Annotated in this window: 17 protein-coding genes; 12 read left to right on the plus strand and 5 right to left on the minus strand. The window is 50.9% G+C overall.

Annotation, left to right across the window (positions count from 1 at the left end; all coding sequences use genetic code 11):
• Nucleotides 1-61 precede the first annotated feature (61 nt).
• Nucleotides 62-964: a helix-turn-helix domain-containing protein gene (locus ACGHVY_RS10255; protein ID WP_390598834.1), complete on the minus strand. Its 903-nt coding sequence runs from the start codon at nucleotides 962-964 to the stop codon at nucleotides 62-64.
• Between the two features lie 159 nt (nucleotides 965-1,123).
• Between ACGHVY_RS10255 and ACGHVY_RS10260 the strand changes: the two genes are divergently transcribed.
• The 12 genes from ACGHVY_RS10260 to ACGHVY_RS10315 all read left to right on the plus strand — a co-directional run bounded on the left by ACGHVY_RS10260 (nucleotide 1,124) and on the right by ACGHVY_RS10315 (nucleotide 8,820).
• Nucleotides 1,124-1,342 (plus strand): hypothetical protein, encoded by a 219-nt coding sequence (locus ACGHVY_RS10260; protein WP_390598835.1) that lies wholly within the window; start codon nucleotides 1,124-1,126, stop codon nucleotides 1,340-1,342.
• Nucleotides 1,343-1,355: 13 nt separating this feature from the next.
• Complete coding sequence (locus ACGHVY_RS10265; protein ID WP_390599671.1) at nucleotides 1,356-2,480, plus strand: aldo/keto reductase; 1,125 nt, start codon at nucleotides 1,356-1,358, stop codon at nucleotides 2,478-2,480.
• 12 nt (nucleotides 2,481-2,492) lie between these two features.
• On the plus strand, nucleotides 2,493-3,542 hold the full coding sequence (locus ACGHVY_RS10270; RefSeq protein ID WP_390598837.1) for a cyclophilin-like fold protein: 1,050 nt from the start codon (nucleotides 2,493-2,495) through the stop codon (nucleotides 3,540-3,542).
• A 1-nt stretch (nucleotide 3,543) separates the two neighbouring features.
• Nucleotides 3,544-4,122, plus strand: coding sequence for a DapH/DapD/GlmU-related protein (locus ACGHVY_RS10275; RefSeq protein WP_390598839.1), 579 nt, complete (start codon nucleotides 3,544-3,546; stop codon nucleotides 4,120-4,122).
• A complete protein-coding gene (locus ACGHVY_RS10280; protein ID WP_390598840.1) occupies nucleotides 4,119-5,114 on the plus strand; it encodes a flavin reductase in 996 nt (331 codons plus the stop codon). Before ACGHVY_RS10275 ends, ACGHVY_RS10280 begins: the two co-directional genes overlap by 4 nt.
• Before the next feature lie 6 nt (nucleotides 5,115-5,120).
• Nucleotides 5,121-5,936 carry a carboxymuconolactone decarboxylase family protein gene (locus ACGHVY_RS10285; protein ID WP_390598842.1) on the plus strand — a complete coding sequence of 272 codons (816 nt, stop codon included), beginning with the start codon at nucleotides 5,121-5,123 and terminating at the stop codon, nucleotides 5,934-5,936.
• Between the two features lie 8 nt (nucleotides 5,937-5,944).
• The gene (locus ACGHVY_RS10290; RefSeq protein WP_390598844.1) at nucleotides 5,945-6,514 is read left to right on the plus strand and encodes a flavodoxin; all 570 of its coding nucleotides are present in this window, start codon (nucleotides 5,945-5,947) and stop codon (nucleotides 6,512-6,514) included.
• 134 nt (nucleotides 6,515-6,648) lie between these two features.
• Nucleotides 6,649-6,930 (plus strand): HU family DNA-binding protein, encoded by a 282-nt coding sequence (locus ACGHVY_RS10295; RefSeq protein ID WP_390598845.1) that lies wholly within the window; start codon nucleotides 6,649-6,651, stop codon nucleotides 6,928-6,930.
• A gap of 207 nt (nucleotides 6,931-7,137) precedes the next feature.
• Nucleotides 7,138-7,419, plus strand: coding sequence for an HU family DNA-binding protein (locus tag ACGHVY_RS10300; protein ID WP_390598847.1), 282 nt, complete (start codon nucleotides 7,138-7,140; stop codon nucleotides 7,417-7,419).
• A gap of 8 nt (nucleotides 7,420-7,427) precedes the next feature.
• Entirely contained in the window at nucleotides 7,428-8,015 is a 588-nt protein-coding gene (locus ACGHVY_RS10305) for a hypothetical protein (protein ID WP_390598849.1), read from the plus strand.
• 51 nt (nucleotides 8,016-8,066) lie between these two features.
• On the plus strand, nucleotides 8,067-8,369 hold the full coding sequence (locus tag ACGHVY_RS10310; RefSeq protein ID WP_390598851.1) for a hypothetical protein: 303 nt from the start codon (nucleotides 8,067-8,069) through the stop codon (nucleotides 8,367-8,369).
• Nucleotides 8,370-8,499: 130 nt separating this feature from the next.
• Nucleotides 8,500-8,820: a hypothetical protein gene (locus ACGHVY_RS10315; RefSeq protein WP_390598852.1), complete on the plus strand. Its 321-nt coding sequence runs from the start codon at nucleotides 8,500-8,502 to the stop codon at nucleotides 8,818-8,820.
• A gap of 310 nt (nucleotides 8,821-9,130) precedes the next feature.
• Here the strand turns inward: ACGHVY_RS10315 and ACGHVY_RS10320 are convergent, their stop codons facing one another.
• The 4 genes from ACGHVY_RS10320 to glgP are packed head-to-tail and all read right to left on the minus strand — an operon-like array spanning nucleotide 9,131 to nucleotide 13,235.
• Entirely contained in the window at nucleotides 9,131-9,394 is a 264-nt protein-coding gene (locus tag ACGHVY_RS10320) for an HU family DNA-binding protein (RefSeq protein WP_390598854.1), read from the minus strand.
• A 59-nt stretch (nucleotides 9,395-9,453) separates the two neighbouring features.
• A complete protein-coding gene (pfkA, locus tag ACGHVY_RS10325) occupies nucleotides 9,454-10,434 on the minus strand; it encodes a 6-phosphofructokinase (RefSeq protein WP_390598856.1) in 981 nt (326 codons plus the stop codon).
• A gap of 2 nt (nucleotides 10,435-10,436) precedes the next feature.
• Complete coding sequence (locus tag ACGHVY_RS10330; protein WP_390598858.1) at nucleotides 10,437-10,658, minus strand: winged helix-turn-helix domain-containing protein; 222 nt, start codon at nucleotides 10,656-10,658, stop codon at nucleotides 10,437-10,439.
• Between the two features lie 18 nt (nucleotides 10,659-10,676).
• Complete coding sequence (glgP, locus tag ACGHVY_RS10335; RefSeq protein WP_390599672.1) at nucleotides 10,677-13,235, minus strand: alpha-glucan family phosphorylase; 2,559 nt, start codon at nucleotides 13,233-13,235, stop codon at nucleotides 10,677-10,679.
• Nucleotides 13,236-13,346 lie beyond the last annotated feature (111 nt).

The following is a 13,346-nucleotide window of genomic DNA, read 5'->3' on the forward strand; positions in this document are numbered from 1 at the left end:
GTAACCAAGAGAAATGCTGTCGGGTACATATCCGAATGCAGACAGAACTATTGAATCCGGATTACACTTTCCGAACACTTGCGCAATATTCCGATGGCGTCATTCCTGTCTGTTTTTTGAACATGCGGCTGAGATGCTGCGGATATTCAAATCCGAGTTTGTAGGCGGCTTGTGCAATCGTTTCTCCGCTTGACAATTCGTTTTTTACTTGTTGGATAATATATTGCCGGATATAGTTGCTTGCCATATCGCCTGTCGTTTTGCGGATTACATCCCCGAAATAATTCGAGGACATGCAGAGTTTGTCCGCACAGTATTGTACGGTAGGCAGTCCGAGTGATAATTGTTGTCCCTGTTCAAAATAAGAGGAAAGCAAGGCGTCGAATTTCATCAATATATCCGAGTTCTCCAATTTTCTGGTAATGAATTGTCTGTTATGAAAACGCAGACAGAAGTTCAGCATCAACTCGATATACCCTACGATGATTTTATCTTGAATATCATCGTGGTGTTTTTGAAGTTCATCCTGAATTTGTCTCATCAGCGAAACGAACAGATCATGTTCTTCTTCCGTCATGTGCAGCGCTTCGTTCACACGGTAATCGAAGAAGGAGTAGTTTTTGATGTTTTTTTCCAAGTGAGTATTGTGCAGCAGATCCGGATGGAACAGCAATGCCCAGCCTGTTATTGACACCCGTTCACCATTGTCTTCTTTTCCTCCAATCTGTCCGGGAGCAACACACATGAGCGTCCCTTTCTTATAATCGTACTTACCGCACCCGTAATCCAAATCGACCGTTGCATCGTCTCGGAGGAACAATCCGTACACATTGTAGTTATTCAAACTATGGCGAATGGGCGATACTTTCTCGTAATCGATTATGCAGATCAGCGGATGCTGTTCCGCTTGTCCGAGATAGCGGCTATAATCATTTGGATTTCTGACCTTCAATATTTTGCTCATAGGACATATCGTTTTGCTATTCAACAACAAAGATACTCGCTTTTGATGAAAATAACGATTATATGCCCTGAAATCCGTAAAAATGATACGAACTCCCCACTTATCGTTAAGCCCGGCTTTATAGGCATTCATAATTTTGCATTATAAAAAATAACAAGGATGATGAACCGACAAACAGATGTTCCGGAAGAGATGTATGACGATGAAGTCGTGTGTTTTTTCGCCGACCGTTATCACGTCACGCCACGAAAAGTTATGCAACGTTTTGTAGAGCAGGACAGTCCTGTCTCGGAAGCAGAAACGACACCCGGCACTTTCCGGTTGGAGGAAAATGAAATGGCGATTCTTCGGGATATGATTGCCGTTTATCATTCATAATCATATAGGAATTATGGACAGAAGAGACTTCTTGAAAACAGCATCGATGACGGCTTTGTTAGCTGCCGGAGAATGGACGGGCATGTCGAAACTTTTCGCTCAGTCTTCTTCACAAGCGAAAAACAGTTATTCAAACGGAAATAATTCGTCAGAAAACATGGAATACAGAAAACTCGGAGGACTGGACGTGTCGGCCATCGGTCTGGGCTGCCTGCCGATGGTCGGTTATTATGGCGGGAAGTATGAAAAAAGGGATATGATTGCCCTTATCCGACGTGCTTATGACAAAGGCGTGACCTTTTTCGATACGGCGGAGGTGTATGGACCGTACACCAGTGAGGAATGGGTGGGCGAAGCCTTGCAACCCGTGCGCGACAAAGTGAAGATAGGGACGAAATTCGGCTTCGGTGTGGAGGAAGGCAAGCCGACTGCACTCAACAGCCGTCCCGACCATATCCGCCGTGCAGTGGAAGGGTCGCTCCGGCGACTGCGTACAGACCATATCGACCTCCTGTACCAGCACCGTGTCGATCCGAACATGTCGATGGAAGAGGTCGCCGGCACGGTCAAAGAGCTGATGCAAGAAGGAAAAGTTTTGCATTGGGGATTGTCGGAGGCGAGCGCACGTTCCATCCGCCGCGCCCATGCGGTATGCCCTGTGTCGGCCGTGCAGAGCGAGTATGCCATCTGGTGGCGCGAACCCGAAACGAAGATATTCCCGACGCTCGAAGAGCTGGGCATCGGATTCGTTCCCTACTGCCCGTTGGGGCGTGCTTTTCTTACGGGCGCAATCGACGAGAATAGCCGCTTCAAACAGGGAGACCGTAGGTGGAATCTGCCGCAATTCACGCCCGAAGCTCTGCGGCACAATATGCCGCTTGTTGCTCTTGTCCGCAAATGGGCGGAGCGCAAAGGTATTACTCCGGCGCAGTTCGCCCTCGTGTGGATGCTTTCGCGCAAGGCGTGGATCACTCCGATACCCGGCACGACCAGTCCCGACCATTTAGATGATTTCCTCGGTGCAGCTACTGTTCGTCTCACTCCCTACGAAATGGAGGAGTTCGACAAAGAATACGCACGAATCGACCTTATGGGCCACCGTGCCGACCCGTTTACTGAAAGCCAAATCGACAAATAAAGAGTATAAATTATGAAAAAGATTTTATTGATTCCGCTCTTATTGTTCGCCGTCTTTTCTATGGCGGCTTGCGGAGACGGTTCGGAAGAGCCGTTCACTCCCGAACAGTCCGAACAACCGGAAAATCCGGGTGGCGGTGATGGTTCCGATGATAACCCCGACACGCCTACTCCCGGCGGGAACGGTCGTTACCTCGTCCTTTATGCTTCCCGCACGAGCAATACCGAACGTGTGGCGCAACTGATTCGGACGACACTCGACTGCGACATTCTCGAAGTAGAACCGGAGGTAGACTATGACAGCGACTACAATGCCATGTTGGAACGCGCGCAGGAAGAACTGGCCGCTATCCGTCGTGGCAATTATCCGTCCGTCAAGACATCGATGGAAAGTTTCGACGGTTACGACATCGTGTTCGTCGGTTATCCGATCTGGTACGGAAGTATGGCGACGCCGATGCAGGCGTTCCTGCACTCCCATGCCTCGAAACTTGCCGGGAAACGAATCGCCCTGTTCGCCACAAGCGGTAGCAGCGGAATTTCCACTTCGGTCGATGAAGCCCGCAGCCTTTGTCCGGATGCAACGATAATCGACCGAACCTTGTTGCTGACCTCTTCAGGGCTTTCCCAAATGGCCACCCGTGTTACTGCATGGCTGGAGGAAATCGGAGCGAGCAGGGAAGAACCAGAAACACCAGGAGAAACATCTATGAAAGTGAAAATTTCGGTCGGCGACCGCACGATTACCGCTACGATGGAGGACAATGCGGCAGGCAGGGATTTTCTTTCCCGTCTGCCGTTGGAGGTTACACTGAATGATTACAATAACACGACTGAGAAAATCTTTTATCCCGATCCAGCTCTGACGACCGAAGGCGTAGCACGCGGTTGTGCTCCCACGCCCGGCGACATCACGATTTATGCGCCGTGGGGCAACGTAGCGATTTTCTGCAAGAGTTGGTCGCATAGCAACGAACTGATAAAAATCGGTCGTATCGACGGCAATGACATCGAGGCTCTGACCGTCACAGGAGATATAACGGTAAAAATCGAAAGGGAATAATATGACGACAGCCGATTTCAAAGAGTATGCAAAGACGGGACAAGCTCTCGACACGGAGGAAATACACCGTTTTATGGACGAGATGAGCAACGAGGCACGTCGCGTTACTTTCCGTCTGAATACGACTTATCATACGCCGGATGAAGTACGCGGACTGCTTTCCGAATTGTTCGGCTGTGAAGTACCGCAGTCGCTTCGCGTCTTTTCTCCGTTCTACACGGACTTCGGAAAGAATATCGCCATAGGCGAAGAAGTTTTCATCAACGCCTGCTGCCACTTTCAGGATCACGGCGGCGTGACGATAGGCGACGGATGCCAGATTGGACACAACGTAGTGTTTGCTACGCTCAATCATGGACTTTCGCCCGAAAAGCGGAAAACCACTTACCCGGCTCCCATCGTGCTGGGTAAGAACGTTTGGATCGGCTCCAATGCGACTATCCTGCAAGGCGTGACTATCGGAGACAACGCTGTCGTTGCGGCGGGAGCCGTTGTAACAAAAGACGTTGCGGAAAATACGGTCGTGGGCGGTGTTCCGGCAAAGTTTATCAAGTCAATCTGGAATAACGAAAGAATATGATGCGAATTTTATTAAGTGTAGTGTTTCTGTTCGGGCTGTTATCATGCAGCACGACAGAGAAAAATAAAATGAATCACCCCAATATCATGGAAACAGAAAAGAAGAATATCGGAAACCTGCTTGCTCTCTATCCCAAACCAATGACTGTTGTCGGTGCGGAGGTCGATGGCAAGGTAAACTGGCTTGTTGTGGGCCATACGGGTATCATTGGTCACGACCGGATTCTCGTTAGCATGAGCAAAAGCCATTATACCAATCAAGGGATAAGGAAGTCAAAGAAGCTCTCGATTAACCTCGTGAGTCGTGAAATGCTGCCGAAAGCCGACTACGTGGGCAGTGTGAGCGGCACATCGGTTGATAAATCAAACGTATTCGAATACCATTGGGGAGAGAACGGTACGCCCGTAATCGACGCCTCACCATTGACGATGGAGTGCGCCGTGGTGGACATCTACGAAACCGATGGCTTCGACAACTTCATCTGCTCCATCGCCAACACTTACGCTGCTCCCGATGTACTTGACGCTGACAGGAAACTCGACTATACACGGTTGAAACCTGTACTGTTCGAGTTCCCGACCTATTCCTACATCGCCACCGGAGAGATTATCGGCAAGTGTTTGAACTTGGACAAGCAGCCGGGAATGTGCGCCAAGGAGCCGATGGCCGCCGACGGTATCGTGCGCCTGTCGAAAATCGAAGTTTACCCACAGCACCTCGACGAGTATATGAAATATGCGACGGAAGTAGGAGAAATCTCGCTGCGCACCGAACCGGGCGTGCTGACCATGTACGCCGTCGGCGAAAAGGAGAATCCATACGAGATAACCATTCTCGAAACATACGCAAGCCGTGAAGCATACGAAAAGCATATCGCCTCGGAGCATTTCCAGAAATACAAGCAGGGAACGCTGCACATGGTCAAGTCGCTGGTGCTGTCCGACCAGACGCCGCTCAACCCTGCGAACCGAATCAATAACTTCATTCAATAATGAATCATGAACCGAATTATTTTAATTACAGTATTTACCGTTTTAACATTTAATGTTATGGCACAGGAAAAGATAGTACAGACCGCCGGACGCGACCAGTTAGGCGAGTTCGCACCCAAGTTCGCCCAACTCAACGACGATGTTCTTTTCGGCGAGGTATGGAGCCGCACCGACAAGCTCGGTCTTCGTGACCGCAGTTTAGTAACGATTACCTCTCTTATCAGTCAAGGTATTACGGACAACTCGCTGACATATCATTTGCAGTCGGCGAAGAACAACGGCATCACCCGCACCGAGATAGCCGAAATCATCACCCATATCGGCTTCTATGCCGGTTGGCCGAAAGCATGGGCAGCATTCCGTCTGGCGAAAGACGTATGGGCGGAAGACACGACCGGCGAGGATGCCAGGGCAGTATTCCAACGTGAAATGATTTTCCCCATCGGCGAACCCAACACGGCGTATGCCAAATATTTCACCGGCAACAGTTACCTCGCACCGGTTTCGCGTGAGCAGGTAAGCATTTCCAACGTGACTTTCGAGCCTCGCTGCCGCAACAACTGGCATATCCACCGTGCAACGAAAGGCGGCGGACAGATGCTTATCGGCGTAGCGGGTCGCGGCTGGTACCAAGAGGAGGGCAAACCCGCCGTGGAGATCCTGCCCGGTACAGTCATCCACATTCCGGCAAACGTGAAACACTGGCACGGTGCGGCGGCCGACAGCTGGTTCGCTCACCTTGCATTCGAGGTCTCAGGTGAGAACACTTCCAATGAATGGCTGGAACCGGTCACCGACGAAGAATATGACAAACTCAAATAATAAACATCATGTATAGGTTCTTATTGATATTACTGTCGGTGGTCGGCATGGCGACCGCCACCGACGCACAACAAAGACAGGATATGAGCAAAGGAAAATCAAACAGCAAAATACTGGTAGCCTATTTTTCGGCGACGGGAACGACGGCACGAGCTGCCGAAAAACTGGCGAATGTTACGGGCGGAGAGCTTTACACGATTACGCCAGCCAAATCTTACACGAGTGCCGACCTTGACTGGAACGACAAGCAGTCGCGCAGTTCGGTAGAGATGAACGACCCGAAGTCGCGGCCGGCAATCAAGAGCAAAAAGGAAAACATCACAGATTACGATGTCGTCTTCATCGGTTATCCCATTTGGTGGGATCTCGCCCCGCGGGTCGTCGATACGTTCATCGAAAGTCACGACTTGAAAGGTAAGGCAGTCATTCCGTTCGCTACTTCAGGAGGAAGTACAATCAACAACAGTGCGGCGACATTGAAGAAAGATTATCCTGCTCTGAATTGGAAAGAGGGGCGTCTTCTCAATCGTGCCGATGAGAAAACCATTCGCGAATGGGTTAACAAACTGGGATATTAGCATTTAATGGCGAAAGAAAGGCATTATACGACAATGATTATCGCTGTCGTAGCTGTCTTTCTCTGCGTCGCATATTTATTTCAACGTTTCTATCTTGAGGTAGGTTTTCACATGCTATACGAGAATATCCTAATATGAATAAAAAACAATTGATACGTCTTATTTCTCGGGAACTTGAATTGCCTATATCTCAAGAAAAAGTCACGATGGTTCTTGATAAGGCCATTGAAATAACCAACCGGACACTTGAAACGGGAGAATCGGTGAAATGGTCGGGATTCGGGTCATTGGTTATCAAAGAAGTCTTTCCCCAAAAACTTTATTCTCCCAAACTGGGGAAATATATCATGACGAAAGGTGGTTGGAAAATAGTATTCAAGGAATCAGGCAAAAAGAAACGCACAAGGTTGGAATAATTTTTTGCTCTGTTTGGGGAACTGCTTGTATGATAGTTTGTAAGTGATTTGTAATCATCGACGTATGTTGCTCATTCCAAATGATTGCTCTATATTCTAATTGACGATCATTTTACAGGAAGTGCTAATTATCAGCGGTTTATTACACTAATTTTAATTATCTTTGCGTTCGTAAAACGAATATATCACTAAAAAATATCGAGCATTATGACAAAAGCTGAAATTGTAGCAGAGATTGCGAAGCAGACGGGAGTGGAGAAAACGGTAGCAATGAATGTCGTGGAGGCGTTTATGGAAAGCGTGAAGAGTTCGATGATTGCAGGCAATGAGGTGTTCCTGCGCGGATTCGGCAGCTTCATCATCAAGAAAAGAGCCGAGAAGGTCGCCCGCAACATCTCGAAGAACACGACGATTACGATTCCCGCCCATAACATTCCCGCGTTCAAGCCGGCCAAGACATTCCTGGCTGCCGTGAGGGACGCTAAATAGCAAGACCGATGGCCGTAGTCAGAGAGCGGATTATCCTCCGGAAAGGTCGCCGCAGCGGCGATAAGATGCCGCACCGAATCGACATCAAGGAGCTGGCAGAGGGCGATTCCTTGCTCGTCGAGATTGTCATAGACAAAGCAAATGATTTGGCGTACCGGTGTCTGTTCGAGCCGGAACTGCTTGCCGGACGGCGCGGTGTTACTTTTCGGGTCAGCGGAGAACAGGTGTACTGGTTGTCCGGATTGCAACCGAAGCCGTTGCTGAAACAGCAGGCGGACCAACTTGTCCCGGACGTCGAACACGTGGAAGAGGTCGGACCTAAACGGCGCGGCGGAAAATCGGGTCCCAGAGAGCGCAAGGTGCTGGTATTCGATGAAGAGGGAAAACTGGAAGCCGTGACACGCTCTCTGAAGGATGTGGCGAGGTTGAGTAACCTGCGGGAGAAAGCTATCGACCGGCTCTGCAAAACCAAACGGGTGTCGTCGGAGACGGGCTATTCGTTCCGATACTGGTGGAAGGTGCTCGGATTCGATATTACGGATTTTACGCTGACCGTCTCGCAGTATGACGAGCTGTGCAAGCGGAAATCGGAATAGACGAAAGGCGTGGGATGAGATTCATTTCACGCCTTTTTTATCGGCAGGCTCTTGTCCTGTATCCGGGATGCAGATGAATGCCGTGTCGGAGAAGGTGACTTCGGCGGCTTCATCCGGAGAGAAGATGCCTTCGGTGACGAGTTGTTGCATGATTTCCCGGGCTTGCTGCTCACGAGAGGAGCTATCGCTGGTGGCAGAGGCCGGCTGCGGAGCGGACGGGTGATTCTGATTCTTGTCCATTGTCTTGCAAGGGTGGCTGCTGCCCCTACAGACCGGTTATGTTCATATACGAAAAGCGTGGGACATCAGCTTGCCGTAATCGAGGTTCTGGTAAACCCTACACATAACAAGTAACGCCCACGCATAACGTGAGCATTCAGTCTTGTTATCCCATGTGTAGTGAATTTACCAGATTCCGATTTACGGGATAAAAGCCAAACGCTTTCCAATATTTTTCTTAAAACACCGCAAAGATAGCGATTATTTGCCGTGTTTGCATAATGAAGCCGTAAGAACTTATGAAAATACCTCATTTATCAGTTCTTACGGCTGGGTTTCCGATGTCCGAAAACTATATATATTACCGGACTTTGTACAAGGCAATCAGCCGGCCGTTTTGCATATCGGCGATGAATGTTCCGTTGGAGAGGGTGCATTCGTGGATGTGCGTATCTTCGGGGTCGGATTGAAGAAGGGATTGCCGGGCGGTTTCGTCGATTACCTGCATGGCGACACCTTGTACGGTTGCGGTGGTGGCATCGGCGGGCAGCGTCATAAGCTGTTCCAAGAGCGATTTTTCCATTGACCTGAATGTTGAGACCTTATGTCCCTCTCAGGTCGGTTATACATGCGAAAAGCGTGGGACAGAACCCGCCCGCACCGAGGCTCTGGCAAGCCCACCCGCAAACAAGTTAAGCCCACGCTACGCGCAGGCGTCCACTGTCTGTCTTGCGGGTTTGAAACTGCCAGATTTCGGTGCAAGAACAAAAGCTAACGCTTTTAATATCTTAAATCTTCTGCAAAGATAGGGATTCTGCCTGAAAAAACAGGGAATATAATAAAGAAAGCTATCGGAAAATTTCCGATAGCTTTCCTGTTCAAGAATAGATTGTACGTTATTTTATTCTCGTCGGGACGAATGTGATTCGTTTTGTCCCTTTGGAGACGGTGTACTTCTTGAGTTTTGCCGAATAGTAGCGTCGGGGCGGAACGTCCTTCAACACAAAAGAACCGAATTCCGCCCATTTCACAGGTTCGCCGGTCGCGAGAGTGCGTTTGGTTATCTCGACGGCTTTGTCGAGTATCAGCGTGATTTTATCTTGCGATATGGGCGGGTCGAGTTCGTAGGATATAGCTCGGATCAGTTCTTTCTTATTCATATTATCTCATTTTGCAATTTCTATCTTATGGACAAGCCATCTCACATCGAGTTTAACGGTCATATCGAGAGCATGCGTACCAGTTCGATATAATCGCGATTGATGCCTTTGTCGTGTTTAATAGCCTTTGAGAAAGGCACATAGACTATTTGGCTGTTTCTCACGCCAATCATCACGTTGCGTTGTCCCTCCATCAGCGCTTTGACGGCGGATTCTCCCAGGCGCGATGCAAGAATCCGGTCCAACGATGTCGGCGATCCGCCCCGTTGGAGATGTCCCAGAATCGTCACTCGGGCATCGTATTGCGGGAACTCCTTCTTGACCCGTTCGGCCAGTCCGAATGCTCCGCCTGTCTGCGGATTCTCCGCCACCAATACGATTGCCGAGTTTTTACTTTTGCGGAATCCGTTGTTGATGAGTTCGGCCAGCTGGTCGACTTCTGTTTCCATTTCGGGGATAATTGCCGCTTCGGCTCCCGATGCGATGGCTCCGTTGAGCGCGAGATAGCCGGCCCTGTGTCCCATGACTTCCACGAAGAACAGGCGTTCATGGCTGGTCGCCGTATCGCGCAGGCGATCGACAGCCTCCATGATGGTATTGAGTGCCGTGTCGTAGCCGATCGTGGCATCCGTGCCGCTGAGGTCGTTGTCGATGGTTCCCGGCAGTGCAATAACCGGAATGTCGTATTCGACTGCGATGTCCCGAGCACCGGCAATCGTGCCGTCGCCGCCAATGACCACCAGCGCGTCGATGCCGGCGGCGACCATGTTGTCGTAGGCTTGCCGGCGGCCTTCGGGCGTGGTGAACTCTTTGCAGCGGGCTGTCTTGAGGATCGTGCCGCCCTGCTGAATAATGTTGCTGACGTTCTGCGATTTCAGGTCGATGATTTTATTTGTCACCAGTCCCCGGTATCCGTGTTTGATCCCTTTTACCGAAAACCCGTGGTAGATGGCCGTGCGTGTCACGGCCCGGATTGCGGCGTTCATGCCGGGAGCGTCTCCTCCCGATGTCAGCACGCCTATACATTTTATCTGTTCCATGTCTAAAAATAGTTGTTGAAGTGAACGATGAACGCGATTTCGTTTTTCTGGGGCAGCGGTTCGAATTCAATCTTATCCTCGCGCGCCAACCACCCGATGGCGGCATTCAGGTCGCAATCCGAAAGACCGCACTCTTTTTTCAATTCGTCATACGTTCTTTGAACGTTGTCGCTCAATATCTGCCAAATAATACCGGCATTGAGCCCGATACTGTGTTTATCCATGATTTTATCGTTTTAATGTCAGAACCAGCGCACGTAACAGAAGTCCTGTCTGTGCGGCAATTTACCGTTCTTGGGGTACATGCGGAACGCCAGTTTGAAGCTGCCGGCATTCGACACCCCGATTTTCGCGCGGAAGGTATGAAGCGAGCCTTCGCGATGCGTCATTTCGAACGGAGTGACAGAATAGATACGCTCCTTGCCATTCTCGTTGTGAACGGTCACGAATTCCACGCCGATGGCATCGTCCAGACCTTTCTCATCCACGACGACGGAGACCTCGTAGTCGCGTCCTGCTTCGATGGTAGCGTTCAGTCCGTCGCCTACCTCCAATGACTTGATTTCGATAGAATCCCAGCGGTCCGCCACTGTCGCTTTCCATGCAGCCAGCGATTTCGCTTCGGCATATCCGTCGGCGGCCAGGCTCCGGAAACGGGCAGCCAGTTTGCCGTAGAACTTGTCGTAGTAGTCGTCCAGCTGTCGCTTCATCGTATAGTGCGGAGTGATCTGTGCCAGCGAGTTTTTAATGTACCGAACCCACCCTTCGGAGTATTCCTTGTCCGTGCGCTTGTAATAGAGCGGCAGAATCATGTGTTCCAGCACATAATAGATGGCCGTGGCATCCAATTGGTTTTGGAACAGCGGATTATCGTAGGAGGCCTCCGCCGGGAGCATCCATCCGGCACCTTTGCGGTAGCCTTCCGCCCACCAGCCGTCGAGCACCGAAAAGTTCAGCACGCCGTTCATCGCAGCCTTTTCTCCCGATGTTCCCGATGCTTCGGCCAGACGGGTCGGCGTATTGAGCCATACATCGACACCGGCCACGAGCCGGCTTGCCAGTTCCATGTCGTAGTTTTCGAGAAAGACGATTTTGCCGAGGAACTCCGGGCGATGCGAAAGTTCGATGATCTGTTTGATAAGCCCTTTCCCTGCGCCGTCGGCCGGATGTGCCTTACCCGTAAAAATGAACTGCACGGGGCGTTCGGGGTTATTCACGATTTTCGCCAGCCGTTCCGTATCGGAGAAGAGCAGGTGCGCCCGCTTGTAGGTGGCGAAACGGCGGCCGAAGCCGACCAGCAAGGCATGGGGATTGAACTTTTCTACGATGGGTCCGATAATCGACGGATCGAGCTGGCTCTTCTGCCAATCGGCCTTGCACTTGCGTTTGAGGTATTCCATCAGGTCGTATTTCATCCGCATGCGTATCTCCCAGATGCGCTCGTCAGGCACGTCGTAAATCGCCTGCCACCGTTTTTCGTCGGACTGGTTCTTGAAAAACGCTTCGCCGAAATATTCCGCGTAGAGTTCTTTCCACCGAGCCGCGCACCACGTCGGCAGATGCACGCCGTTGGTGACGTATCCCACGTGGGTTTCTTCGGGGAGATAGCCTTTCCACAGGGGCGCGAACATCTCCTGCGAAACGGCGCCGTGCAACTTGCTCACGCCGTTGACCTCCTGACAGGTGCGGCAGGCGAACACGGACATGCAGAACTTCTCCTCCCTGTCATCGGGTTCGTTCCGTCCCATCCCCATGAGCGTATCCCACGCAATGCCGAGCCTGGAGGCGTATTGCTCCATGTACTTCCGGAACAACGGCTCGTCGAAATAGTCGTGTCCTGCCGGAACGGGAGTATGTACCGTATAGAGCGACGATGCACGCACGAGCTCCATCGCCTGGGCGAAAGTCAGCCCCTCGCCGATGTAATCGCACAGTCGCTGAATGTTGATCAGTGCGGCATGTCCTTCGTTGCAGTGGTACACCTCTTTTCGGATGCCCAATGCCTTGAGTGCCATCATGCCGCCTATTCCGAGCAGAATCTCTTGTTTGAGCCGGTTCTCGTTGTCTCCTCCGTAGAGGTGATGAGTGATGAACCGGTCGTATTCGCTGTTCATGCTGTGGTCCGTGTCGAGCAGGAAGAGCGAAACCCTGCCGACATTGACCCGCCAGACTTTGGCGTGTACGGTGAAGTAATCGGTATAAGGGACATGAACGACCAGTTGTTGCCCTTCCTGGTCCAGCACCTTCTCGATGGGTAGTTTGCCGAAGTGCTGCGCCTCGAAAACCTCGCATTGTTCGCCGTTCATCGTGATGCTCTGGTCGAAATATCCATGCCTGTAGAGCAAGCCCACGGCGCAGAGATCGACATTGCTGTCCGATGCCTCTTTGAGATAGTCGCCGGCCAGCACGCCCAGTCCTCCCGAATAAATTTTCAGGATCTTGTTCAATCCGTATTCCATGCTGAAGTAGGCCACCGAAGGACGCCGGACATCGGGTTTTTCGTCCATGTATTCGCGGAAACGGGTATAGATATCGTCCATGCGGGCGATGAACGACGGGTCGGCGGAGAGTGTTTCCATCCGCTCGTAGCCTATCATCTCCAACAATACGATGGGGTTGTGTCCCGCCTTTTCCCACAATTCGGGGTCGAGGTCGGCATAGAGCGCGGTAGCGTCGTCGTGCCACGTCCACCATAGGTTGCGCGCCATTTCGGAGAGTTTCTCCAGTTTCTGCGGCACATGGGAGGCCACTGTGACTTCATGCCATGCCGGAGTGTTCGTTTTACAATTCAGGTATTCCATCATTCTATTAAATTTTATTATGGTTGCCGATTCTTTCGCATGTAAAATTACAGGAGTCCGGAATAGTTTCGGTGTCCGTTTTTTACCCGCGAATAGTCCAAACCTTACAGC

The organism is Bacteroides sp. f07 (assembly GCF_042854785.1).
Lineage (GTDB): Bacteria > Bacteroidota > Bacteroidia > Bacteroidales > Bacteroidaceae > Bacteroides.